At 60.8% G+C, this 24,934-nt stretch carries 22 protein-coding genes; 17 read left to right on the top strand and 5 right to left on the bottom strand.

Features of this window, described 5'->3' with window-relative positions; all coding sequences use genetic code 11:
* Positions 1-189: 189 nt before the first annotated feature.
* Positions 190-1,242, bottom strand: coding sequence for an acyltransferase family protein (locus ACZ1I5_RS04150; RefSeq protein ID WP_465172481.1), 1,053 nt, complete (start codon positions 1,240-1,242; stop codon positions 190-192).
* A 22-nt stretch (positions 1,243-1,264) separates the two neighbouring features.
* Entirely contained in the window at positions 1,265-2,578 is a 1,314-nt protein-coding gene (locus ACZ1I5_RS04145) for an acyltransferase family protein (RefSeq protein ID WP_465172480.1), read from the bottom strand.
* Between the two features lie 240 nt (positions 2,579-2,818).
* On the opposite strand from ACZ1I5_RS04145, the gene ACZ1I5_RS04140 reads away from it, so the two are divergent.
* The 4 genes from ACZ1I5_RS04140 to ACZ1I5_RS04125 all read left to right on the top strand — a co-directional run bounded on the left by ACZ1I5_RS04140 (position 2,819) and on the right by ACZ1I5_RS04125 (position 6,748).
* The gene (locus ACZ1I5_RS04140) at positions 2,819-3,652 is read left to right on the top strand and encodes a glycosyltransferase (RefSeq protein ID WP_465172479.1); all 834 of its coding nucleotides are present in this window, start codon (positions 2,819-2,821) and stop codon (positions 3,650-3,652) included.
* A 14-nt stretch (positions 3,653-3,666) separates the two neighbouring features.
* Positions 3,667-4,977 (top strand): lipopolysaccharide biosynthesis protein, encoded by a 1,311-nt coding sequence (locus ACZ1I5_RS04135; RefSeq protein ID WP_465172478.1) that lies wholly within the window; start codon positions 3,667-3,669, stop codon positions 4,975-4,977.
* Positions 4,978-5,099: 122 nt separating this feature from the next.
* On the top strand, positions 5,100-5,912 hold the full coding sequence (locus tag ACZ1I5_RS04130; protein WP_465172477.1) for an O-methyltransferase: 813 nt from the start codon (positions 5,100-5,102) through the stop codon (positions 5,910-5,912).
* A gap of 194 nt (positions 5,913-6,106) precedes the next feature.
* Entirely contained in the window at positions 6,107-6,748 is a 642-nt protein-coding gene (locus tag ACZ1I5_RS04125) for a class I SAM-dependent methyltransferase (protein ID WP_465172476.1), read from the top strand.
* Between the two features lie 9 nt (positions 6,749-6,757).
* Here the strand turns inward: ACZ1I5_RS04125 and ACZ1I5_RS04120 are convergent, their stop codons facing one another.
* Complete coding sequence (locus ACZ1I5_RS04120) at positions 6,758-7,888, bottom strand: acyltransferase family protein (protein ID WP_465172475.1); 1,131 nt, start codon at positions 7,886-7,888, stop codon at positions 6,758-6,760.
* A 304-nt stretch (positions 7,889-8,192) separates the two neighbouring features.
* Positions 8,193-9,647, bottom strand: coding sequence for an oligosaccharide flippase family protein (locus ACZ1I5_RS04115; RefSeq protein WP_465172474.1), 1,455 nt, complete (start codon positions 9,645-9,647; stop codon positions 8,193-8,195).
* A gap of 112 nt (positions 9,648-9,759) precedes the next feature.
* Here ACZ1I5_RS04115 and ACZ1I5_RS04110 point away from each other — a divergent pair, with 112 nt between their 5' ends.
* The 13 genes from ACZ1I5_RS04110 (at position 9,760) to ACZ1I5_RS04050 (ending at position 23,007) form a co-directional block, all read left to right on the top strand.
* Positions 9,760-10,662, top strand: coding sequence for a glycosyltransferase family 2 protein (locus tag ACZ1I5_RS04110; RefSeq protein ID WP_465172473.1), 903 nt, complete (start codon positions 9,760-9,762; stop codon positions 10,660-10,662).
* A gap of 52 nt (positions 10,663-10,714) precedes the next feature.
* On the top strand, positions 10,715-11,185 hold the full coding sequence (locus ACZ1I5_RS04105) for a hypothetical protein (protein WP_465172472.1): 471 nt from the start codon (positions 10,715-10,717) through the stop codon (positions 11,183-11,185).
* A 187-nt stretch (positions 11,186-11,372) separates the two neighbouring features.
* Complete coding sequence (gene rfbA / locus ACZ1I5_RS04100; protein WP_465172471.1) at positions 11,373-12,275, top strand: glucose-1-phosphate thymidylyltransferase RfbA; 903 nt, start codon at positions 11,373-11,375, stop codon at positions 12,273-12,275.
* Positions 12,272-12,817: a dTDP-4-dehydrorhamnose 3,5-epimerase gene (gene rfbC / locus ACZ1I5_RS04095; RefSeq protein ID WP_465172470.1), complete on the top strand. Its 546-nt coding sequence runs from the start codon at positions 12,272-12,274 to the stop codon at positions 12,815-12,817. The genes rfbA and rfbC overlap by 4 nt, the downstream gene beginning before the upstream one ends.
* On the top strand, positions 12,814-13,671 hold the full coding sequence (gene rfbD, locus ACZ1I5_RS04090) for a dTDP-4-dehydrorhamnose reductase (RefSeq protein ID WP_465172469.1): 858 nt from the start codon (positions 12,814-12,816) through the stop codon (positions 13,669-13,671). The genes rfbC and rfbD overlap by 4 nt, the downstream gene beginning before the upstream one ends.
* Positions 13,664-14,716, top strand: coding sequence for a dTDP-glucose 4,6-dehydratase (rfbB, locus tag ACZ1I5_RS04085; protein WP_465172468.1), 1,053 nt, complete (start codon positions 13,664-13,666; stop codon positions 14,714-14,716). Before rfbD ends, rfbB begins: the two co-directional genes overlap by 8 nt.
* A gap of 866 nt (positions 14,717-15,582) precedes the next feature.
* A complete protein-coding gene (locus ACZ1I5_RS04080) occupies positions 15,583-15,825 on the top strand; it encodes an acyl carrier protein (protein WP_465172467.1) in 243 nt (80 codons plus the stop codon).
* Between the two features lie 34 nt (positions 15,826-15,859).
* Positions 15,860-17,791, top strand: a complete 1,932-nt coding sequence (locus ACZ1I5_RS04075; protein WP_465172466.1) for an HAD-IIIC family phosphatase — start codon at positions 15,860-15,862, stop codon at positions 17,789-17,791.
* Positions 17,792-17,811: 20 nt separating this feature from the next.
* The gene (locus ACZ1I5_RS04070) at positions 17,812-18,759 is read left to right on the top strand and encodes a class I SAM-dependent methyltransferase (RefSeq protein ID WP_465172465.1); all 948 of its coding nucleotides are present in this window, start codon (positions 17,812-17,814) and stop codon (positions 18,757-18,759) included.
* 31 nt (positions 18,760-18,790) lie between these two features.
* Positions 18,791-20,335, top strand: a complete 1,545-nt coding sequence (locus ACZ1I5_RS04065) for an MBOAT family O-acyltransferase (RefSeq protein ID WP_465172464.1) — start codon at positions 18,791-18,793, stop codon at positions 20,333-20,335.
* A 19-nt stretch (positions 20,336-20,354) separates the two neighbouring features.
* Entirely contained in the window at positions 20,355-21,425 is a 1,071-nt protein-coding gene (locus tag ACZ1I5_RS04060) for a hypothetical protein (RefSeq protein WP_465172463.1), read from the top strand.
* Complete coding sequence (locus tag ACZ1I5_RS04055; RefSeq protein WP_465172462.1) at positions 21,425-21,826, top strand: VOC family protein; 402 nt, start codon at positions 21,425-21,427, stop codon at positions 21,824-21,826. The genes ACZ1I5_RS04060 and ACZ1I5_RS04055 overlap by 1 nt, the downstream gene beginning before the upstream one ends.
* Positions 21,760-23,007 (top strand): acyltransferase family protein, encoded by a 1,248-nt coding sequence (locus ACZ1I5_RS04050; RefSeq protein ID WP_465172461.1) that lies wholly within the window; start codon positions 21,760-21,762, stop codon positions 23,005-23,007. The genes ACZ1I5_RS04055 and ACZ1I5_RS04050 overlap by 67 nt, the downstream gene beginning before the upstream one ends.
* Before the next feature lie 175 nt (positions 23,008-23,182).
* On the opposite strand, the gene ACZ1I5_RS04045 is transcribed toward ACZ1I5_RS04050, so the two are convergent.
* Positions 23,183-24,814, bottom strand: a complete 1,632-nt coding sequence (locus ACZ1I5_RS04045; protein WP_465172460.1) for a hypothetical protein — start codon at positions 24,812-24,814, stop codon at positions 23,183-23,185.
* Positions 24,815-24,934 lie beyond the last annotated feature (120 nt).

Raw genomic sequence — 24,934 nt, 5'->3', positions numbered from 1 at the left:
GTGTCGAGGCAACCCGCGGTGGCGCACCGGGATGGGGGACTGGGGCACCTCGCTGCATTGATTTCCGCTGCCCTTCCATGTCAGATTCCTAGCTAAGTCCTAGCTTTCCCGAATACCGTCAACCGAAAAGAGCCATAAGTTCGTTCAGGCATGTGCCCTTCCGCACTTCAACCTGGCTGGCGAACGGCGCTACGTCGGCGCAGCGACCGGCCTGCGCCGCCTGAGCCACTCACGCGTCAGGTGGTGCATGGGAATCTCGACGCTGCGCGCGACCACAATGCCGACCCCCACCACCAGCACGAGCGCGACGACAACGAAAAGATGGGCGGGCAACTGTACGGGCAATTTGGCCCATATCATGCTGAGGCCACGAATCGTGAACAGATGCGTAAGATAGATGCTGTAGGATGCGTCGCCGACCACCTCACCCCAACGAAGACGCGGGAAGTAGCACTGGCGATCTCCGATCACCGCGGCAGCCACAACTAGCGCGGCAGGAACACCAAAGAAGAAGAAGCGCCAGTCCGTTCTAACATATTCTCCGAACCACGGCACCAAATACCAGCCCAAGCCGGTCAACAGCAACCCATATACCATGAATTTAGGCCAACCATCGAGACGGCCTCTCACAAGAAGATCACCCAACAGCATGCCGAAGACGAATTCCAACAGGATTGGACTGGACCAAAATGCCAGTTGTGGCTGCTCCGAGTGGCTCAAATTCCCAAGAATCACAATCAACGCCAACACGCCGATCGTCACCCACAATCCTCGCCTGCCCCAAAACGCGAGGCCCACCGCAAATACCACATAGAACATCATCTCATAATTGAGCGTCCAGCCGGGCCCAACGATGGGAAAGAGATCACCGTCTTCATTGCGGTACGGAATATAGAATAGGGATGTCAGCAGCCGCGCCGCATCGGGCGCCGCATGGTTGAATCCCGTGCCGATTGTCGAAGCGAGCAAGGCGGCAACAAACGTCACAACCCAGTAGAGCGGCGAGATTCTCAGGAATCTCGCGACGAAGAATCGCACCCCATTCTCTACAGCAGCCGACTGCCCGGCCGTCGAGTAAACCATGATGAGCCCGCTGATGACGAAGAAGACATCGACACCGAAATGATATTTGGCGTGCGCTGGGTCGAACCCAAACATCCGCCCGCCAGGAAGATGCAGCGCCTCGGTCATGATATGACCGGACGCCACGAGTACCGCTGCGAACGCGCGCAAAAGCTGCACTGTCGGCAGCGGACTTCTCGTTTCAGTTCCCACGGTCACCCCGCGCACCAGCGAGGGAAGATACCTGCGATTCTTCGGACGGGTGACGCAGGCGTGACAAGGTGAATATCCGGTCCGGAGATGCGGTAATCTTTTTGCCCAGAGCCATGCCGGGCAACTCGGCATAGCGGAAGATCAGGCCGGAAATGATGATGGCGACTACCGCCGTCGCGACCGCCAGGACAATCATCGCGGCGATCGGCGACATGCGTGGTAGCGCGCTGGCTATCAGCACCAGTATCGGGGCATGAACCAGATATAGGCTGTAGGATCGTTCCCCAAGCCTCTGCAGCGCCATGGACCGAAGCCAGCGCGCATCGAGCGCATCGCTCGTCAGTGCACTAATGAGCAGCGCGGCGCCGCTAGCCTCGACAAATCCCACGAAATAGTCCTGATAGAAAAAGGTCGCAGGTTGGAGTTGGCCCGTCTTCAGCAGCAGGTAGAGCACCGGACCCACGGTGATGAGCAAGATGCCAGCCACCAATGCGAGTGGCGCCGCATTCGCCATCCGGCGCGACGGGAACAGCGCAAGAGTCACACCGATCGCAAAATAGACTAGATAACGCGCAGGAAGTGCCGGCTTCGGCCAATGCATGGCCACACAGGCGATAACGGCAAGGGCGATGATCATGGCCACTGCCGTTGTTCGGCCTCTGATTGCAAGCCAAGCCATCAGCGGGATTAGAAATGACCCAACGAGTTCGACGTAGATCGTCCAGAGCGGCATCAGGACGGTGTTGTCGGCGGCCGCCAAGCCAAGCAATATCTGCTTAGGAGTCGGCGGTACGATATATTTCATCATCCAGGCCGTGAAGTCAGGATCGCGCGCGATCCAGTGGCCCAGGTAGAGCGCGGGCACGCCTACGATGGTCGCCACCCATATGGCCGGATAGATTCGCGCCAGCCGACGGATGACGAAACGACCGGCGGAAATCACGCCCGTACCCAGCCTCTGCCACGAAAGAGTCAACACGTACCCGCTGAGCACGAAGAACAATATCACCGCACCATGGGCATTGAACACGGGCGCGACCGCCAGATGAAACGCGGCGGGCACCGGAAACGCCAGCGTCGCATGGTATAAGACGACAATTAGCGCCGCGATTCCACGCAGCGAGTTCAGCTCTACGACAGCCCGCCTGTCCAAAACCTGTCCCCCTAACCACCCCAAGACATACCGCCGATTCAGTCGACATTCTCCGCCGCGATCTGGCAGGTGGGCGCTGAGCAGCCAAAAACCTCTGGTTGCACTGCACAAATCGAAGCTTTCCGCCGAGGCGTCAAGCCGTTTCAGCAATGCCGACGCCGATATGGTGAAGTGCGCGATCGTTAGCGCAACATGGATGAGGACGAGCTGGGTTAGTGCCCGCGGTAGCCGGCCCTCCCAGTTACAGTCCATGACGAGGGCACGCGGTGTGTTCCGCCTGAGGTGACCGCGGCGGCGACCTGCCAACAGTCGATGCTGCACTGCGAAAGAGGCTTATCATGCGCCGCGGGCCGGTTTATAGCCGGCACGGAATCAGGGGGAATGGAATAGGTGAACGTAGCTCACATTCTGTTGACGAGGTTCAATTTGGCGACTCCGGGCCGGGAGACCGCGCACCGCCAGAGCGCAGGCTGGCTGGCTGGCCGGTTCGACCTTTTTGAGCGCTATTGCCTGCCCAGCATCGCGGCTCAGGACAGCCGCGATTTCCAGTGGCTCATCTTCTTCGACGTCCACACGCCCGACTGGGCACGAGAGCGGATCGAGGCGGGTCAGAAATCCTTCCCTTTCACGCCCGTGTTCACGGAGTTGTTCGAGGCCGAAGGTTGGGCCCGTAACGTTCGCGCGGCGATCGGCCCCGCTCAGGCCGACCGGATCGTCATCACCTCGAATCTCGACAACGACGATGGCCTCGCCAACAACTATATGCGCAGCGTGCGGGAGACGGGCGCAGCGAACTGGAATGGCAACACCTTCGCGGTCAATGTGCCCGACGGCTATGTGCTGGCCGGAAGCAATCTTTACGCTCATCGCCATCTATACAATGCCTTCACCAACCTGGTCGAGGCGGACGACGATTCGTTGGCGACGACCAAGACGATCCGGCACATGGACCTGCCTGATCGAGTCATGATCGTGCAGGCCGAGAGTGGCCCAGGCTGGCTCCAGTTGGTCCACGATGGCAACGTATCAAACAAGATCCGAGGATATCGAGTCCAGCGTCCGGAGGGAGGGCAATTCGCCGACGGCTTGCTTGCCGGGGTGGGTGACGCTTCTTCGGCGCGTCTCTTCTGGGACAATCAGGTCGAAGCCCGCATCCGAAAAGGGCGAGACGACGCGTTCAGGCTGATTCGTCGCCTTATTCCAGCCGACCGGCACGTTGGGTGACACAAAAGAGCGCGGTGTCGACGGGCACTCTTGTCTCCAGGCTGCGGCAGCGGCTTGCCGGTAGCCTTCACCTGGAGCTGTTCCTCGGCCTCGGGATGAAGGCCGCAGGGGCGGGCTCGAGTTTCGTCTTCACTTGGCTGGTCGCGCGGGGTTTCGGCGCTGACACCATCGGCCGTTTCCAGATTGCATTGCTTACGGTCACCATGACGTCGGTCTTCACGGGCCTCGCACTGGACAATATCATGCTCCGGACCGTGGCGCGCGCGCTCGGCACGAATAGACTGGCTGACGCGCTCGCTTCCTTTGTCCGCGCGCTTCTGATCACCCTTGTCACGACCGGGGGCGCGGCTCTGCTCGTCTTCGCGGGCGCACCGTATTTCTCGACAAATCTGCTCGGCAGTCCCGAGGTCGCAACCTTCCTGCGGGTGCTTGCGCCAGGCATCGTCCTCTTTGCACTGATTCGTGTAGCCGCGGCGCTTCTTCGCAGCCGCGGAAAACTCCTGTTCTCCCAGTCGTTGGACGGGGTCGGCTATACGACGGTGGCCATGTTCATCCTGGTCGTGGCCTGGGCCGTCGGCGCGGCGAAACTGCCGTTGCTGGTGCCGGTTGCGTATCTGTGCGGACTGCTGGTTGCCGCCGCGCTGGGACTTCTCGTCGCCCGCCGTGAGGTGGCACCCTGGCCGCGGGGCGGCACTCCCGACATCTCGATCCGGGCGGGGGCGATCCTGGCCTGGGTCTATCTAGCGATACAGGCTTCCGATTGGATCGGCCTGCTGGTCGTGACGCGCCATCTCGGCACGGATGGGGCCGGTGTCTATCGCGTAGCGTTCCAAGTCTGCATGCTGTTCCTGATCGTGAACACCGCTTTCACGGTGATGATGGGCCCGCATCTCGCGGCGGCGACAGGAGCGCGGGACCGGGCCGGCATTATCCGTGTCATCCGCACTGCCTCTGGGACCGGCCTGCTGATCTGCGCTCCGCTGTTCATCCTGATCCTTCTATGGGCAGAGCCGATCCTCAGCCTGTTCGGGCCGGAGTTCGTCCAGGGCGGGCGCGCACTCAGGGTGTTGGCGCTGGCGCAGTTGCTCAGTGTGGGCTTCGGCCCGGTGGGGACCGCGCTGATGATGATGCACCGCGAAAAACTGATGCTGGCAATCGAAAGTGCCGCGACGACGCTGGCCGTGGCGACGGCGCTATGGGCCGTCCCGAGATACGGAATGATCGGCGCGGCCACTGCGGCCCTGCTGGCGTCGATCGTGCGCAATGGCGGGGGCTTCGTCTCGGTTAGACTCATTCTTCGATCGATGCCCCGCTCTGCTCAATGAAAGGTCGTTATTCATCATCGGCAAAGGGCGCGATACCAGCACTGGACTTATGTCTGCGCGCAGATGCTGCAGATCCGACTTGAGCGGGTCGCCGATTTCTGGCTCGTTTCTAGCCCGATGCGATGCATCGATGGATTGACCAGCGCGAACGAGAGAACATCATGGATTTTCTGATAGTCTGGCTTCGACGGCAGCGCGCAATGGGCCGTGGCACTCGGATCATCAATGCGATGATGAACGGCCGGCAATATATGAAGGACGTGATCGACTACACGCGGCGCGGCAAAATGCGCGATGCGTTGTTACACCTGCACGCCGAGACGCCCGAGGCGCTGGTCGATTTCGCATTCAACGCCGGCGACGGTTTCTTGCGCCCGATGCAGAACACCCATGAGATCACCGAGCTGCTGCGGATGGTTCAGACTAGGAAACCCAAGCGTGTGCTGGAGATTGGCACCGCCAAGGGCGGCACCCTGTTCCTGCTCACCCGGGCGGCGGCGGACGACGCGCTGATCGTCAGCGTCGACCTGCCCTTCGGCATCAATGGCGGCGGCTATCCCGACTGGAAGGGCGAAATCTACCATAAATTCGCCAAGCCCGCCCAAACCCTCACGCTGATGCGCGCGAACTCGCACCTCGCAGGGACCAGGGACAAGGTGAAGGCAATCATCGGCGATGAAGGCTTCGACGTTATTATGATCGACGCCGATCATAGCTACGAAGGCGCCAAGGCCGATTATGATCTATATAGCCCGCTGGCGGCCGCCGGAGGGCTGGTCGTGCTACATGACGTGCTGGTCAATCGATTCGATGCCGAGATAAACGTCGCGCCACTGTGGAAAGAACTGAAGGCTAAGCATGGCACGGCCGCCAAGGAAATTGTCGATCATCCCGAACAGGGCAATTTCGGCATCGGCGTTATCGAGGCACCCTGACCTGGTCGATCGACGCGACGTGAGCGAGCGCGTTGTATTACCGGCAGGCCACATCCCCGCTCGCCGCGAACCCCTTACCTACCATTTTCAGAGTCATTGCGGGAAACGCGCCGACGGGAAGCATAATCGCCGGTGCTGTGGTACCGGTTGCGTGGTGCCGGTCCGTCCTTCGCTACCTATCCACAGGATCGCAGATGACCTTTGAAGCACCACCTTATCATTCGCACGTTCGCCGCGACGTGTTCGACCATATACCGCTCGGCGGCACCGTCCTTGATGTCGGCGGCGGCGATGGCGCGACGGCGGCCACGCTGAAGGCTGAGGGCCGGGTCGCGCGGATCGGTGTCATCGACATGGTGCCGCCTGCGAATCCGCAGGCGATGGACTTCGCCTATCAGGGCAATATCGAGGAACCCACCTTGCTCGCTAAGGTCGGCGCCGAGCAAGGTCCTTTTGACACGATCCTTTGCCTCGACATCCTCGAGCATTTCGTCGATCCGTGGGCCGTGGTGGCGCGACTGACCACTATGCTGAAGCCGGGCGGGGTGATCGTCGCGTCGATCCCCAACGTGCGTCACTACAGCGTGCTGCTGCCCCTGCTGCTGCGCGGCCGCTGGGACTATATCGATGCCGAGATACTGGACCGCACCCATTTGCGGTTCTTTGTGCGCCGGACGGCGATCGAGTTGATGACCTCAAGCGGACTGACACTCGATCGTGTAGCCACGATCCCACGCCTGCGCGCGCGCGACAAGGCCGCACGGAAACTGACACTGGGCCTGCTCGACGGCTTTATCGCCCTGCAATATGTCGTGCGGGTCCGCAGCGATGGCTGAGCGCTGGCGCTACCGCGCGGGATCCGGGATCACTCCGGCACCCTCGCGCCGCCAAAAGGCCATCCATCGTTCAGCAGCCGGTTTGGCCAGCGCCAACGAACGCTTCTCAACCAAATGCCATGACAGGATCGCGCAAAGCAGCGTCGGCGGGAACGCCAGCGCGATGTTTGTCGCCCAGCTCTGCCCCGGGACTAGATAAACCATCAGCTGCTGCAAGGGAAAGGCGTAGATATAGACCCCGTAGGAATAATCACCGAGGCGGTTGTAGCGAAGCAGTGCGCCTTTGGGCCGGTAGGCGAAGACCAGGGTCGTATAGCCGACCGCCAGAATGTAGAAAGGCGTGAACACCGGCGTAAACCAAGCAATCACGGCGACAATCCACACCGGCCCAACTAGCCGCCAGTCAAGCAAAAGCCGATCGCGCCATACATACGCAGCCATGCCGAGAACAAACGGGAGAGCAAGTCTGATAAGAGGATCGAATCTCGGCCCGAACTTCAGATCCAGCCCGGAAGACAGCGCATAAAGAGCGATAAATAACGCTACGCCGATACCGAATGCAAACTTCTTCCGTAACAATCCCATCCAACCGGTCAGAAAAACGAGGCCATAACATGCGACCTCATTAAAGAGCGTCCAAAGACTGCCATTAATCACATGTGGAACCGGATTATTCGGAAAAACCTCGGGCAGCCCGACCTGTATAAAAGCGAGGACCATATCTTTTGGCAAATAAGTCCAAGTCTCGGCTTTGGAAAAATAGGTGACGACAGGTAGCGTCGTGACAAATGGGCCAAGGACAAACACCGTCAACAACGACATCACGAATAGGCCCGGCGCCAGGCGCAGAATACGAGCAAGCAACCAATGCCACCCGCTGAGGCGTCGATCGTAGCTCCGCGCGATTAAGAAACCCGAGATTATGAAGAATATTGCGACCGCGAGCCATCCGAGCGTGTGGCCGGTCAAGGTCTGCAATGGTTCGGGCCCGGTGCCGCGCGTAATAAGGAAGCTGTGAGAGACGATAACGGAACTGGCGGCGATCACACGGATTAAATTGAGGTTGTTGTCGCGACCGCCGCACAGGTCCGCCAAGGTCAGCGATCGCCCTTCCCCATCCACGTCAGTCTGGACGCGCAACCGAACCTCCTGCAATCCCCCATACCCGGCCTAACTGGACGTAGGCGGGACGGGGGTCAAGGTACATGCTGCGGCGCACAAGCATTCTACCTACACGGCCCTTAATTACGGGCGGCGCAGTCCATCCCGGGGCATGAGTTCCGCGATTCCGTGTGCGGCATCGCCACGCGCGACCGCCAAATAGCGATTCGCTCGGGAGTCGAGGGCGAGTCATCGTATCGCAGCATGGGAGATCCACCCTGCGGTTGGAGCGCTGAACCCAATTTGCGCTTCAAACAAGCTATTTACGCGGGCCCGATGAAGCTCAGGACGCGATGCGGCGGCGCACAAACCAGTCGGTTAGAACGGCCCGCAACGGTGGCGGCGCGATTCCCCACGCCGGCACGAGCGCTGCGATCCCGGCACACAGTCCCGCGGCGATCGACCAACCCCAACCCAGCGCCGCATCCTCGCGCGCAAGCACCGCCGAAGCACCGACGAGCAGCAACAGGGTCGCGCCCAGGAAGCCCGCATGCGGGAGCTTGCGGTCGGTCAAGCGGAACATGATAGACGTATCAATCGCCACCCGCGCCAGGAAGACGAGCGCCGCACCCATCAGCCCGGCATGGGTGATCGCGAACCACAAGCTCGCAAAATAGAAGGGCAACTCGATCAAATGCGTCTTGCCGACCAGGTCGGGGCGTCCCCCGGCCTGCAGTCGCGCAAAGGGCATCTGCGCAAAGGCGTTGAGCCAGGTCGCGACGAGCAGGAAGCGACCAATCGGCGCAGATTGCGATCCGATCTCCGGGCCGAGCCACAACACCAGCGCTGGGTGCATCAGGAACAGGGCAGCCGCGACGGGGGGCGTCAGGATCGCGTAGAGCGCGCCGACCGACGCTCCAGTCAGCCGGCGCGCTTCCTCTCCGGTCGCGGCCGCAAGGCGCGGAAACAGCGCGTTCCCCAGCGCCGCGGAGATGCCACCCAGGCGATTGGCGAGATCGGACGGCACGGTATAGATCGTCACTGGCACGGCACCCATCAGCGCGCCGACGACGAAGCGGTCGGAAAGGACCAGCAACGGCCCGACTGTTCCGGTCAGCGTCACCCAGCCCCCAAAGCCGAGCAGCGGACGCAACTGCGCCCGGTCGAAAGGCTCGGCCGGCGACCCGCCAAAGGCACGCGCGGTCGCGCCCCATGCGAGCACGACCCCTACCAGCCGCGCCGCGAATGCGCCCGTGACCAGGCCCACCAGCGCGGGGCCGGCAATCCAGGCGACGAATAATGGCATCAGTTGGAACAGGGACGTGACGAGGACGACGATGCCGTTCGCCTGTGCGAAGCGCTGGCGCCCCATCAGCGCGCCGTTGAGCACGCCCGATACGACGGCGAGCGGCAGGATCGCGGCGATCGCCGGCATCGCGGCGGCGATCTCCGCGCGCAAGCCGGAATCGAGCGCAATCGCACGACCGAACACCAGATGCCCGACGAGCGCCAGGGCGAGAGCGCCTGCCAATCCAAGCACCATGCTGGCGCGGAGTGCGGTCGCAAGCGCAGTCCGCGCGGCCAGCGCTTCGCGCTCCGATGCGATCCGATGCATCACCGCGCGCGCCAGCCCCAGATCGAACAAGCCGAAATATCCGAGCAGCGTCCATACAAGCGCGAGGACGCCATATCGCGCTGGCCCGATCGCGGTCAGGTAGAGCGGCACGGTCGCTACGGCGAGCACCATCGGCACCAGAAAACCCGCAAGGTTATAGGCAGCGTGGCGACCGAGGCTCATCGCGGCCCTTTGTGCGTTATGCCAGGCATTGGCAAGGCGCGACGGCCGGGCTCTTTCACGGCCAGGTGAAAGCTGTTAACTGGCCGGCGCGGGCACTCGGGCAATCGGGCAAATGGCACTTTACACCATCATCATTCCCGCACGCAACGAAGCTGCGCTGATAGCCGGTACATTGCGATTCCTCCTTGCCGACGCGGATATCGGGGCCGGAGCGAGCGACGCGCGTATCATAGTCGTGTGCAACGGATGCACTGACACGACAGCGGATTGCGCGCGCGAAGTAAGCGGGCCGATCAAGGTGGTCGAACTCGCCACCGCAGGCAAGGTCAAGGCGATCAATTATGGACTGGAGCATGTTCAGCCCGGCCCCGTCTTTGTCATGGACGCCGACATCCATATGCGTTTGAGCGGATTCGATCGCATGGCCGAAGCCTTGATGAAAGGCGATGCGGACGCGGTATCGCCGTCGCCATATTTCCTGTGCGATGCCAGCGCGCCGGTGGTCCGGCGCTACTTCCGGGTCTACGAGCGCCACCCATATCTTACGAGAGGCGTCGGCGGATCAGGGGTCTGGGGCGTTTCGACGGAAGGTCGCGCCGCGTTGGGAACGCTGCCCGACATCATGGCTGACGACAATTACGTCCGCGCTCGTTTTCCGTCGCATCGCCAGGCGCGGATTACGCTTGGCCGCGAAATCGGCCCCCTCATCCAAGCTCCCCGTACGCGCGCCGACCTCCTGCGCTGCGAGGCCAGGTGGCGCAGCGGCGACGCGCAGCTCGCACGCCTGCGGGACGACATCGTCAACCGCAACGATGCCCTGTTTCGTCCCGGGGACCTTATGGTGGCGATGCGACGAAACTGGTCTGACCCGCTGGGTCTCCTGTCCTATTTTGGCATCAAGATTCTTGGGCGCGGCACCCGGCTCGGGAACCAGGCACGACAACGCGATCATATCTGGCACCGTGACGAGACCAGCCGCGTTGCCGTCCCGTCCGCGTCAGTCGCGACGCGCTAGGCGGAGAGAGACAATTAACGGGCTGTCGTTCATCGGATGGCTGGGGGTCGGCGTGCTGATCTTATGTGCAATCGTCGCGCTGCTACCTGTGGCATCAGGCAAGTCGGGACGTGGCTTCTGGCTGACCATCGTCGCCATTCTTGCGCTGCTCGCACTCTATCGCTTCCTGAATCTCGAGCAGGTCGTACCGAATGAGGCACGGGTCGTGGCAAGGGCGAACGACGTGTATGATGAGCGTCGGCTGCCGCAGGCACTGATGGTGTCCGCCATCCTGATTGCGGGAAGTGCTTTCGCGCTGTGGCTGGTTTGGTGGCGGGAGCGGTTGAGTCGAAAAGCCGCGCTCGGCATGACCGTCGCGCTACTGGCGCTATATGGTGTGCGCCTGCTCTCGTTGCACATGACCGACTCTATCCTTTACGCCTCGGTAGCGGGACTGCATCTTAATTGGGCAATCGAGGGACTGCTGCTTGCGGGACTTTGCGGTGCGGCGTTTTACGAAGCGAGGAAAGGCGGGCCCAAGTGAGGGAGCCAAAGATATGCTGCAGCGCACACAAATAGGCTTGACGGAATTTCCAACTCCCATCACTGGACTCGGTCGAAAAGGGGCACCCGTTTCGCAAGAGTAAAATGCGTCGCCGACATGAGCCGTTACCGTTTTCGTCGGATCGGCGGCAACGGATATCATCGACTGAGCAGGGAGCAGTGGCGGAATGAGTGACAGTGGGAAGAACCGGCGCGGCATCATTCTGGCGGGCGGCTCAGGCACGCGTCTCTATCCGTTGACCAAAGGCGTCTCGAAGCAGTTGATGCCGGTCTACGACAAGCCGATGATCTATTATCCGCTGTCGACCTTGCTTCTCTCCGGCATCCGCGACGTGCTGATCATCACGACACCGCACGATCAAGCTGCGTTCAAAGCGCTACTCGGCGACGGTACTGATCTCGGCATCGATCTTCGGTACGCGGTCCAGCCCGATCCGGGGGGGCTGGCGCAGGCCTATCACATCGGCGCCGATTTCGTCGGCGACAATCCGTCCACGCTCGTGCTGGGTGACAATATCTTCTATGGCCATGGCCTGGTGGATCTGCTGGCGCGCGCCGCGAGCCGCCCGAGCGGCGCCACCGTGTTCGGCTATTATGTCAACGATCCCAAGGCATATGGTGTCGTTTCGTTCGATGCCGACGGTCGCGCTGAGACGATCGAGGAAAAGCCGGCCGAACCGAAGTCCAATTATGCGGTAACGGGCCTCTATTTCTACGATGACAAGGCAGTGAGGCTGGCCCGTGACCTGGCCCCTTCCCCACGCGGCGAACTGGAGATCACCGATCTCAACCGACTCTATCTCGAGGCCGGGGAACTGGCGGTCGAGATTATGGGCCGCGGCTACGCCTGGCTCGATACGGGCACTCACGGATCGCTGACCGACGCAGCCCTGTATGTCCGAATTACGGAGGAGCGGCAGGGCCTGAAGATCTGCTGCCCCGAAGAGATCGCCTGGCGTAACGGCTTCATTGACGACGAACAGCTCGAGCGGATTGCAGCGCCGTTGCGCAAATCGGGTTATGGTGAATATCTCATGGGATTGCTCGCGGGCAAAGGAGCGATCGGATGAACGTCGTCGAGACCGCCATCCCGGACCTCAAGATCATCGAGCCGCGTGTGTTCGGTGACGATCGTGGCTTTTTCTTGGAAAGCTGGAATCGCAAAACGTTTGCAGAACTCGGGCTTGATCTCGACTTCGTGCAGGACAATCACAGCCGTTCGGCGGCGGGCGTGCTGCGCGGGCTTCATTTCCAGAATCCCGATCCACAGGGCAAGCTGGTACGTGTGACCGCCGGTCGCGCCTGGGACGTGGCTGTCGACCTCCGCCGCTCCTCACCCTGCTTCGGCAAATGGGTCGGCGTCGAGCTGTCGGCAGCGAACAAGCGAATGTTCTGGGTTCCCCCCGGGTTCGCGCACGGCTTCGTCGCGCTCGAGGACGGGACCGACTTCCTCTATAAATGCGTAGGCTTCTACGAACCAGCGAACGAGCATTCGCTGCTGTGGAACGATCCGGAGGTCGGCATCGAATGGCCACTCGAAGGGCTGGAGCCACAGCTGTCGGGCAAGGACAAGCTGGCCAAGCCGCTCAGCGAGATCGAGGCATTCGTATGAAGGCGCTGATCACCGGAGCCAATGGCCAGCTTGGGCGGGCGTTACAGGCGACCGCCCCCAAGGGCTGGGAGTGTGTCGCGTCGGACGTCGACACGCTCGACATCACGGACCCCGCAGCAGTGCAGGCCTGGGTGGAGACTGAGAGACCCGATTTCCTGTTCAACGCCGCCGCCTATACCGCGGTCGACAAGGCCGAGGGCGAAGAAGCGACAGCGCAGGCAGTAAATGCCGATGCGGTTGCCCTTCTGGCCGCCGCGGCGCGTGGCGCAGGCGCAAAGTTCATCCATGTCTCAACCGACTTCGTCTTTGACGGCGAATCGGCCACCGCATACGCGCCCGACGCACCGCGCAATCCGCTGTCTGCCTATGGACGAACCAAGGCGGCCGGCGAGGATGCGGCCGGACCGGACGCGCTGATCGTGCGCACCGCCTGGGTCTATGCCGCCGGCGGCGCCAATTTCGTGCGGACGATGATCCGCCTGATGAGGGAACGCGAGTCCCTCCGCGTCGTGGTCGACCAGATCGGCGCGCCGACTTGGGCCACCGGCCTCGCCAATACCCTGTGGGGCTTGGCCCTGAAGGGCGAAACCGGCTTGTTCCATCACAGCGATGCGGGCGTGGCGAGCTGGTACGATTTCGCAGTCGCGATCGGCGAGGAAGCTGCGGCGCTGGGGCTAATTGCCAAGGCCGTGCCAATCGAGCCGATCCCCTCTTCTGCCTACCCGACCCCTGCCAGGCGCCCGACCTTCTCGTTGCTCGATAGTTCGGCGACGCGCGCGGCATTGGGCGAGGCGTATGTCCATTGGCGGACTAACCTCAGAATCATGCTCAAGGAGGAAGCGGCGCTTGGCTAACCTGCTCATTACCGGCGGCGCCGGTTTCATCGGCGGCAATTTCGTCCATTATTGGCGCGAGCGCCATCCGGACGACGGGATCACAGTGCTCGACGTACTGACCTATGCCGGCAATCGGTCAACGATCGAAGACGTGCCCAATGCCGAATTGGTTGTTGGCGACATCCGTGACACGGCACTGGTCGAGAAGCTGCTCGCCGAGCACGACATCGATACGATCGTCCATTTCGCCGCCGAGAGCCATGTCGACCGCTCGATCGAGGGCCCAGACGCCTTTATCGACACCAATATTCTTGGAACGCACAGCCTGCTCAAAGCGGCACGCACCAAATGGCTTTCCGGCGGCGGAAAGCCGCACCGCTTTCACCATGTTTCGACCGACGAGGTCTATGGTTCGCTCGGGCCTAACGACCCTGCGTTCAGCGAAACGACGCCATACGCGCCCAACTCGCCCTATTCTGCGTCGAAGGCTGGATCGGACCATCTGGTACGTGCCTATCATCACACTTTCGGACTCGATGTCACGACCAGCAATTGCTCCAACAATTACGGGCCTTACCAGTATCCCGAGAAGCTGATCCCGCTGTTTCTCCTCAATGCACTCGAAGGGCGCAGCCTCCCGATTTACGGCGACGGCATGAACGTGCGCGACTGGCTGCACGTCGAAGACCATTGCCGCGGCATCGAGGCTGCCATCCTGCGCGGCGTGGCGGGTGAGACCTATAATATCGGCGGCGGGCAGGAATTGCCCAACCTCACGGTGATCGAGGAGATTTGCCGGACGGTTGATGCAGCCTTTGCGGCCGACCCCAAACTTGCCGAGCGCTTTCCCGACGCGCCGGCGGCCAGTGGTACGTCGACCGCAACCCTCAAGACCTTTGTCACTGACCGCAAGGGCCATGACCGGCGCTATGCGATCGACGAAGCCAAGGCGCGCGCCGATCTGGGGTATACGCCGAGCCGGGACTTCCCGGGCGGATTTGCCGAAACACTGGCCTGGTATCTCGCCAACGAAAGCTGGTGGCGCCCCCTGCTCAAGCGTTGATCGATACCCCGCCGGGGTAGCCGACTAGTCGGGGCCGGCGGGGCATGTTTGTGTGGGTGTCGACCGCTGTCGGGTAGCAGGCCACAAGGACGCCCCGCGCAGCGACAGGAAAGTTCGCAGGTCGATGCGTCGTCTGATTTGGCGCTCAAGATTCGGTGCCGGCCGGCGTGTCAAAACCAGCAGGCCGCAACCCGAACGGCGATTGTCGATGGTCGGTTCGCGCAATCCATGGTATCGGATTTCAGCGAATTCGCGCGTCCGGGAGAAGTGTCGTCGAAACTCGCTTGATAACAGCCTACGGGCTCATCATAGTTCTGTTCGCAGGCGCAATAATAGTAGCTCTGCTTGTTCGCCGTAATAGCTGGCCTCGGAAAAACGCCAGAAATGAGAAACGCGATCGCGCTCGCTACAGGGTGGACCCGTTGGAGTGATCACTAGGCGCTGAGTTGAGACAACGCGGCTTAAATGCCCAGGCACCGCTACTGTGAGGTAGTTGTGCAAGCGTGATCTTGCTGAACATGCCCTATCAATTTGAGACGAGCTCGTTCGGCCGCCAATCTGATCTGTCAGCGTTCTGACAGAATATCCTCCTCCACTTGCGCCCCCTGCTGCGAATTGCCGGCCACACGGTAATGCGCTCGATGACATGTTGCGCCAGCCCGTCGCGCCGGATACTTCACTCGAGCCCAATATTTTCCTCGTAGCCGACTGGAGCCATGCTGCACCTGCGAAAAAGGGTTGCGGACCGACAATCGGCTCGATAAGAAAAAAAGCGCCCCGGGGGAATCAAGATCCCTTATCAGGCACGCCTCCGCGTGGATGGGCAACCGGCCAAGCGAGACTTTCGATGGGGATACGGAACGGCCATGGACCGCGCAGACATTGTGACCCAATTGACCGAAGTGATCGAAGACGTATTTGATCTCGACGATCTGCAATATCGAGATAGCCTGAGCGCTGCCGACATCGAAGAATGGGACAGCCTCTCCAACATCCGCTTCGTCGTAGCCGCCGAGCGGAAGTTCAACGTTCGCTTCACGAACAGCGAGATAGAGGGCCTTGAGAACGTTGGCGAAATGGTCGATTTGATCGGCCGCAAGTTGGCTTGACTTTGCCCAAAAGGCGTTTGTGGCGGAGGCTTCGTTGACGGATCTTCTCAAATTACCGTGGCTACGTCACCCGCCGGCTGATTTCCGGACCAAGACCAAGGCGTTGCGTGACGCCGAGGCTGTCGATTCCACGGCTGCCAGAGTGCTGGCAAGCTATGGTCTCGACCTGTCCCAGCTTGGCCAACTAACCAAGCTGGTTACTACGCGCTATCATGATCTTGCTGCGTCGGGGATGTTTCGCGAGCTCAAGATTTGCTTGGCCTCGACACATACCATCGACCTGATCGGCGATGCGCTGCCCGCGACTGGTCTGCGCCACGGCCTACTCGTCGACGTCCACAAGATCGCTTTCGGCCAGATGGCGCAGGAATTGCTGTCCCCGCAATCGGGACTGGCGCTGGCCAAGCCGGATTTCGTGGTTCTTGCGCTCGACGCACCCAGCCTGGGGCTCGCACGCGCCCGTTTCGACGCCGACGATGCCGAGGCGGCAGTGCAATCGGCAATAGATTACGTCGGATCGCTTCGCGATGGTGCCCATGTCAACGTCGGCGCCGGCGCTATCCTGCAGACGCTGGCGCCGCCGCCGGAAACATTATTCGGCAGCTATGACGCCCAGCTGCCTGGAAGCGTTTCGCGGATGATTGCGCGTTTCAATCAGTTGCTGGTCGACAAGGTCCTGGGCGAAGGCGATCTTCTTCTCGACGCCGGCTTTATCGCGCAGACCGTCGGACTCGCGACTTGGCACGACCCGCTTCGCTGGCACGATGCAAAGATGCCGTTCGCGCTCGACGCCGTGCCGCTTTACGCTGATCATCTTTGCCGCCTGCTCGCTGCTGCGCGCGGCCTGTCCCGCAAATGTCTGGTGCTCGATCTGGACAATACATTGTGGGGTGGCGTGATTGGAGATGACGGTCTCAACGGGATCAAGCTAGGCCAGGGCTCCGCGCGTGGAGAAGCACATCTGGCCGTTCAGTCCCTGGCACTTGAGCTGCGACGGCGCGGAATCATTCTCGCGATATGCTCGAAGAACGAAGAAGCGGCTGCTCTCATCCCATTCCGCGAACATGATGAAATGCTCCTCAAGGAGGATCATATTTCGGTGTTCGTCGCGAACTGGGTCGACAAGGCGACCAACCTCAAGGAAATTGCCAAGACGCTCAACATCGGAACCGACTCATTCGTATTCCTCGACGACAATCCAGCCGAGCGCGAACGCGTTCGCCAGGAGATGCCTGAGGTAGCGGTGCCCGAAATTGGAGACGAGGCGTCAGACTATGTACGCCTCCTGTCCATGGCAGGATATTTCGAAGCGATAACGTTTGGCGACGAAGATAGAAAGCGCGCCGACATGTATCAGGCCAACGCCCAGCGCGTCTCGGCCCTGCAGAAGGTCGGTAATCTGGACGATTATCTCGAATCCCTCGAGATGGTCTGCACTATCACTCCATTTGACGGGCTGGGCAGAGGGCGCATAGCCCAGCTCATCAACAAGTCGAACCAGTTCAATCTGACGACCCGCCGTTACACCGAAGCGCAAGTGGCGGAAGTCGAAGCGGCGGCCGAGAAGTTCGCGATCCAGGTGCGGTTGGTGGACCGGTTCGGCGACAACGGCATGATCTCCGCCGTGATCTTCGATCGCGGGGACGAGGAGTGGCGGTGCGACACCTGGCTCATGAGCTGCCGGGTGCTCGGGCGGCGTGTCGAGGAAGCAGTGCTCGCGCATGTCGCCGCAGCTGCCCGCGCTGCAGGGGCAAGCAGCCTTATCGGCGAATATCTTCCGACACCCAAGAACGTGATCGTCGAAAAGCATTTCGAAAAGCTGGGATTTTCGCATTGCGCTGATCGCACGGATGGCGGCACGGTGTGGGCGCTGGATCTAGAATCCTATCGGCCGCCGGAACTGCCGATGCGAATCGAGATAGTCGACAAACAAGTGGCTAGCCAACGGCAGCAAACCGTCCCGTAGACGGCACCATAGGGGGCAAAATGACGATCGCTGCACTAGACAGGCTCGATTTGCTGGTGGCTGGCCGGCCAGCGCTCAGGCGGCTCACCGACGTGGTGTTGCGGGCATGGCCTGATCATGCCGACTACCTCGCCACCAGCTACGCGGCGCGCACCTCGGCACTCATGGACACCAGCGAGGCGATGGCTGAAGTCGTGCTACGCCTTGCTGGCGATCGCGCCGAACAGGTCGCGGTCGACTATCGATGGCTGTGCGGTCAGATTCGCGAGGAGGAAATCAACTTCGCGCGCACCGACGCTTATCGTTACTCAAGCTTTGAGCAGACCAACGCGCACGTCTATTCTGACGACGTGTTCATGGAACGGTACATGCACGGCCTGCTGTACAGCCATGTATTGTGGTATATGCATCTTTCCAGCCTGCATTTCTTCCGCGGACGCTTGGCCGCCCGGGTGTTTCCGGGTGGGCGAGTGATGGAAGTAGGGTCGGGCCATGGCCTGTTGATCTACCTCGCGCTTGTGGAACTCGGCATGGCCGAAGCTGTCGCGTGGGACATCAGCCCGATCTCGCTCGAGCAGACCCGTGCCGCCCTGTCTCTCCTGGGCGCCGCCGATCGGGCACGGTACGCGATCCAGGACATGCACAAGGTGGAACCGGGCGGCGAAACATTTGACCTGATCATCCTGAGCCATCTTCTCGAACATCTGGATGACCCGATCGACGCTTTACAAAAACTCAGGCACACCGTGGCCAAGGGCGGCCATCTGTTTGTCAATATCCCGCTGAATGCGCCGATGCCCGATCACCTCGTTCTGCTGCGCGATCCCGACGAGGCGGTAGATCTGATCACCAAGGGCGGATTCCGCGTGATCGAGATCGCCTCACATACGACCCAGGCCGCGACCCTGCCCCGCGCCTTGAAGCGGCAGATCGCGGTTACCTGTTCAATCATCGCTGAACCGGCCTGAACGCTACGCTTCCGGGGGGAAACATTAGGAAATGCTGTTCAATTCGACCCTGTATCTGTTCGCGTTTCTGCCGGCGGTACTGGTCGCCTATTACATTGTATCAGGTACTCGGCTGCAGCCACTTCGCCGGCCTCTACTGATCGTCGCAACACTGGTTTTCTATGGCCTTGGCGGATGGCGTTTCGTGCCTCTGCTGATCGGGTCGGTCGTGTTCAATTATGCCATCGCCTGGACCATAACACGGCTCGCCGCTCGGCCGGTGGCGGAAAGGCTGGTTCTCGCGATCGGAATCGCAGGGAATGTGGTGCCCCTGTTCTATTTCAAGTATTTCAACTTTATATTGACCAGCGCGAATGCTGCATTCGATGCTCATTTCATGATCGAGCGGATTATACTGCCGCTCGGCATCTCGTTCTTCACCTTTCAGCAGATTGGCTTTCTGGTCGACCTCACCCGCAAACGCATAACCCTCGGCTCGCCACTCGATTATTCGACATGGGTCCTCTTCTTCCCACAGATTCTCGCGGGTCCGATCGTACTCTACCGGGAGACCGCTCCGCAACTCGCAGCGCAACCCGAGCGCAGCCGCATCGGTGCCAATATTCTGATCGGCATTGCGATACTTTCCATCGGCCTGTTCAAGAAAACCGTCATCGCCGACACCTTCGCACTCTATGCGTCCCCAGTATATCGCAGCGCGCGCGAGGCTCACGCGATTGGCTTTTTGGACACATGGATCGGTGCTTTCGCTTACACTGGTCAGGTCTATTTCGACTTTTCCGGTTATTCGGATATGGCGATAGGCACGGCACGGATGTTCGGCATCCTGCTGCCGCTCAATTTCCACTCGCCACTGCGATCGGCAAGCATCGTCGAAATCTGGCGTCGTTGGCACATCACGCTTGGCCGATGGGTTCAGAGCTATGTGTTTCAGCCCATCTCAATGCCCCTTGCCCGTGTCGCGGCCGTTCGTGGCGCCGGCAAATACGGCATGCTGGTTGCGTCTGTACTGGTTCCAACGATGATTTCGATGCTCATCGTCGGCGTCTGGCACGGCGCGGGGTGGCCGTTCGTCGTCTTCGGCCTGATGCAGGGCCTCTACATGGTCGTGAACGAAACCTGGGCTGCCGTCCGCAAGAAATCCCGAAAGAAGCGCGGCCCGGCGCCGGGATGGCATCGCCCCCTTGCCGGTGCTGCGACGCTTGTCGCATTCGTGCTGACGCTCATCCCGTTCGGCTCCCCTGACCTGGCAAGCGCTGGAAGGATGTTCGCGGCGATGACGGGTGCATCCGGCGGCATCGTGTTGCCACCGGACTGGCCGATAGGGCTGCCGGGCGCCGTCATCGTGATGCTGATCGGCTATGCCGCCATTTATCTTGTGCCCAATACGCAACAGATCATGGGCCGCTTTGAGCCGGTTCTGGAATGGGAAAAGTGGCAGAAAATGGATGCGGGTCCATTGGCGATAACCTGGCGCATGACCGTACCATGGATGTTCGCGACCGCGTTGGTCTTCTTCCTTGGTTTCGCGCTCATAAGCCGCGGCACAACCCAGTTTATCTATTTCAACTTTTGAGGGGGCGAAGGTGAACGCGATGCCAGATCCGGTCGATGCCACCGCTCCCGCCTGGCGCTTGATCCTGATTTTCCTCCTATCGTTTTTCGGCCTGTGCGCCGCCACTCTGCTGTTGCCGCACGATCCTTACATCCGGATGCAACAGCTCGCGCCGACGATTCAGTTTCAGGCGATCTGGGGTTATGAGCGACTTGCGTTCGACAAAACCCCGATCGATGTGGCCGTTCTGGGGAATTCGCGACTCCAGGCGGCGGTCGCGGCACCACTGCTGACGCGCACGCTGTCCCAGCAGCTCGGCCGCCCCGTTCGCGTCGCCAATCTAGCCATGCCTCAAGAAGGCCGGAACGCCCAATATGTCATCGCCAAGCACCTGTTTGCGAGCCATCCCGAGGTCAAGCTCGTCATCCTGTCGGCGATCGAGCAGATGCCGCGCGAAGGCCACCCAGCCTTTCGCAATATCGCGGATTCCGTCGATGTTGTTGCCGCCCCGCTGCTGATCAATCGAGGCTATGTCGACGACCTGGCATATATTCCGTTCCGGCAGATGTCGTTGTTCGTGCAAACTCTCTTTCCCGGCGCGTTCGGCGTTCACCGCGACTTCGACAAGCCGAGCTATCGCGGGTCCGAGTATGATACGACGCAAAGCTTCGACACGCCGACTGGCAACCATGTCGACCGGGATTCCGTCATCCAAGCAGAGACACTGCGGCCCATTGCCGCCAAGCGAATCGCTGAAATCACACCCCCTATCCTGCCGCCATGGGCTGCTGACTATGAATTCGCGGTGGAACGGACCTATGTCCGGCGCATCGTTGAGCTTGCCAGGGCGAACCGCTCGGCGGTCGCGTTTCTCTATCTGCCCATCTATTCGAACGAGGGAGCGGTTCGCGATGCGGATTTTTACCGTGCCCGAGGCACGCTGATCGAAGCTCGAATGCTCGCGGCCGATCACCGAAACTATTCCGACTACGGTCACGTCAACCGCATCGGATCGGATCGCTTGACCACCTCGCTCGCCACCTACATCGCTGACCACAATCTGATTGAGCGGCGCGATGGGCAGGCTGGCGCCGTTACGGGAAATCGCTGATGTTCTCTGCCTATACTCTCCACCATGTTGGTATAATCCTGCCTTCGATCGAGGAAGCCGAAACATTCATGACCAGTATGGGCCTGGTCGAGGACTATCGGGGTTTCGTTGAGACATGGTCCTGCTGGTGCATCTTTACCAAATCGTCGAGCGGCGCGACGATCGAGCTGGTCGTCGCGGAAGCGGGTCCGCTTACTCGTTTCAACAAGGGTTTCGGCGGCGTCCATCATTTCGCTTTCGAGATCGAGGATTTCGAGGCAGTCGAACGCTGGTGTGCCGAGCGTGACCTCAAGCTGATTGAACCCAAGCCAGTCAAAGGTGCCGGAGACTTCTGGTGCAACTTCATTCACCCGATCTCGACCCGCGGGATCCAGATCGAGTTTGTGCAGCCATGGAAATAAGAGACGTTCACCCCGACGCCGGAGACATTGGCAGCATCGGCTTTCCCGCCGACTTGCGCAGCCTGACGAGCCTTCGTTATCTGGCGGCCTTCTGGGTGGTCACCTTCCATTATCACTACTTCTTTTTCGGCGCCGACGCCAAGGTTCACCCGCTGCTGTGGAACGGCTGGCTTGGTGTGGATTTCTTCTTCATATTGTCCGGCTTCGTGCTGGCACATGTCTATCTTCCCCAAATGCGCGAGGGCCGCTTTGACTATTGGCAGTTCCTGGGCCGTCGAATTGCGCGTGTTTACCCGCTTCATCTGCTAACCTTTGCCCTCATGCTCGCCTTCGCTCTCATCGCGAGGAAACAGCATTGGCACTTCAGCGTCTTTGATCCCGCAGCGATATTCGAACTACCTGTGGGCGATGTGATTCGCACGATCTTTGCCAATCTTTTGCTGACCCATTCCTGGGGGGCCACCAACGGGCTTTACTTAAACAGCCCATCCTGGTCGATTAGCGCTGAATGGTTCGCCTATCTTCTATTTCCGTTGTTCGCTGCGGCAGCGGGTTTTGGTGTGCGCCAAGCCGGCTGGCGGCTGGCGATTGCCGTTGCAATTCTGCTTTGTGTCGCGACACTGGCAGTCGCATCGCCGCATTTTCCCTACTACAAGACGACATGGAACCTGGGCATTCTGAGGATCGCACCCGAATTCTTCTTCGGAGTCGCGCTGTACGTCTTCGGCGCCCGGCACTCAGCTGGCAAACTCGGCGCCGCGATCGGCCTGATAGTATCGCTCATGGCGGCGATTGCGATATTGATGGTCGGGCTTCCGACCACGCTGGCGGTGATCGCGCTAGGCGCGGTGATTCTGTTCGCCGCTGATCTCGAACGTCACGTTTCGATAGGCGTGCTAACCCACAGCTTTCCGGTATTGCTCGGCGAGGTGAGCTACGCGGTCTATATGTTTCATTATGGCGTGGGCATCCTCATGTTCGATTTGGTGCTGCCTGCATCGCTTCGTACCCCCGCGATGGCAGCGCCGGTCATCGTTGGCGTGCTCATGCTGGTAACACTGATCTCCTATTGCTCGCATCGCTGGTTCGAGTTGCCCACGCGACGCTGGATGATCGCCAGAGTCAGTGCCATCGGGCGCGGAGGCAGGCCGCAACAGCGTGTTGCCGAGCTAGGTCGATGAGCGCAGCGCGTACCTCGCGGATGCGCAATCGATAAATTCCGGGCGCCCGCCGGGCGGCATCTTCATCGCGTTGCAGTATCGCTGACATCGGCGATTGCGACTTGCTGGACCCATGGCGTTGGGGATCGTGGGACACAGTCCACGCCGCGTTGCCGAGGTTTCGCATGCCGTTCACCTATCCACCCCGACGCTGCGGCGTCGACGGCCCGACTTGCGGCGCCGGGGGAGTTGGAGCGGGGCGACGCACGAGCACCCATATCGACTCTCGAAAATGATATGGTGTGCGAACATAATGGGTGCCCAGATACCGATAGGTCAGCGGATGCGTGTGCCGAAAGCTGCGTGCCGGATCGCCATCGAGAGCGGCATCGGCAAAGAGGACCAGCGGCGGCCGAACCTGATCGAGCCGGGCGATATCCGCGGTTTCTTCCTGCGGTTTGGCAACCCAGAGCGGATACGTGTCCTTCAGGGGAGAGGGCTTGCCGAGCAACGGATAGGCCCCAGGCAGATAGGGAAGCACAAGTACCGGTGCGTCGCCGGGTGCGAACCTGGCGTTGGCGGCAGTAACGAACCGGACCTGTTCGGCATACCATGGATTAACCCATATCGTCGCACCGCGTGCCTGGACCGGCTGACAATAGCGATTGCGAAAGCACTCCCAAGCAGGCGAACGCGATCCCAGCACGATCATCGCGCCGGCAAGCAGCGCGCCGGTGATCAGCCAGCGCAACAGTCGCGGCGTCCCTGCAATCACCAGGAGAAGACCGATGAACATCGGCATGCCGCCCCGTGCGAGGTGCGACTCGCCAGCTCGGGAAAGCGCGTAGTGCGCATACGGCAATGCGACCAGCGCGGCCGCCGCCACCGACGCCGGCAGGTCAACGCCCCTGTGTTTTCGTGACAACATCCAACAAATGGTGGTGATGGGAAAAGCGAGTAGCGCCATCTCGAATACCGAGAATATTGCACGATCTACAAGCATACGCGCGCCGAGCGGGCTACCGATCAAGGTCCAGGGCCAAACAATCGGCAGCGCCAGATTGGTTTCGCCCCGCTCAAAGAGCACGGAAATACTGGTCACGAACGGCGCAGCGAAACCCGGTACGAGGAGCATCATCAGAAGCAATGGAGCGTAGCCGATGAGGACCCCGCCCGCGATCCGCCCGAGAACCGCCGGGCGCAGCGCCAGTAGGCCGATCAGGTAAAGCCAGCCGAGCGACAAAAAGGTCGCAACCGCAGCATAGAGTCCATGGTTGCGGCCCCAGCAACCCGCAAGACCGATCGCCACGCCTACCATCCACTGCCCGCCCGGTCCCGGCGCCTTGTGGAATCGATAGACCGCGAAGAGCACAAGCAATGCGATCGCGGAGTCCGCGACGTAGTAGAGCTTGAACGGAACGATAACGATCAGGAGCCCCGCGACGGCGAGATAACAGCCCTTCTCAACGCTGCCCCAGTCAAGTTCGTCGAGGCGGTCGGCCAGGAGCCGCAGCGCAAGAAACGCCGCCGCCGCCTCCAAAGGTACGAGCGCGACCCGCATCGCCACCACGCTCTCGCCGCCACCAGCCCACATCAGCGCTGCGAGCCAGTAATAGCGGGCTGGGTCATAACTGCTGAAGTCGCGGATCGGTACGCCACCGGAAAGCACGGTGTCGGCGCCAAACCAGAGATACCCCTCGTCGTAGAGCTCAATTCCGTAGTGCAGCGTCGTCAGCCGCACGAGTGCCGCTGCGGTCATGGTAACCGCGACCAGCCACCAGTTCATACCCGAGCCGCACCCGAGCGCCGCGCGCGCCTTGGCAATCACCTCCAGGCTTCCTTTCCCGACACTTGAGAACATTCCCGCCAACGTGGCATACCAATTCAATAGACGATCAGCAGCGTCTATTCGGCGCGCATCTGCCACCTGAAATAGATCGTGACACAC

Source organism: Sphingomonas sp. BL-S-30 (assembly GCF_055521475.1).
This window is presented reverse-complemented; position numbering and strand designations above follow the sequence as displayed.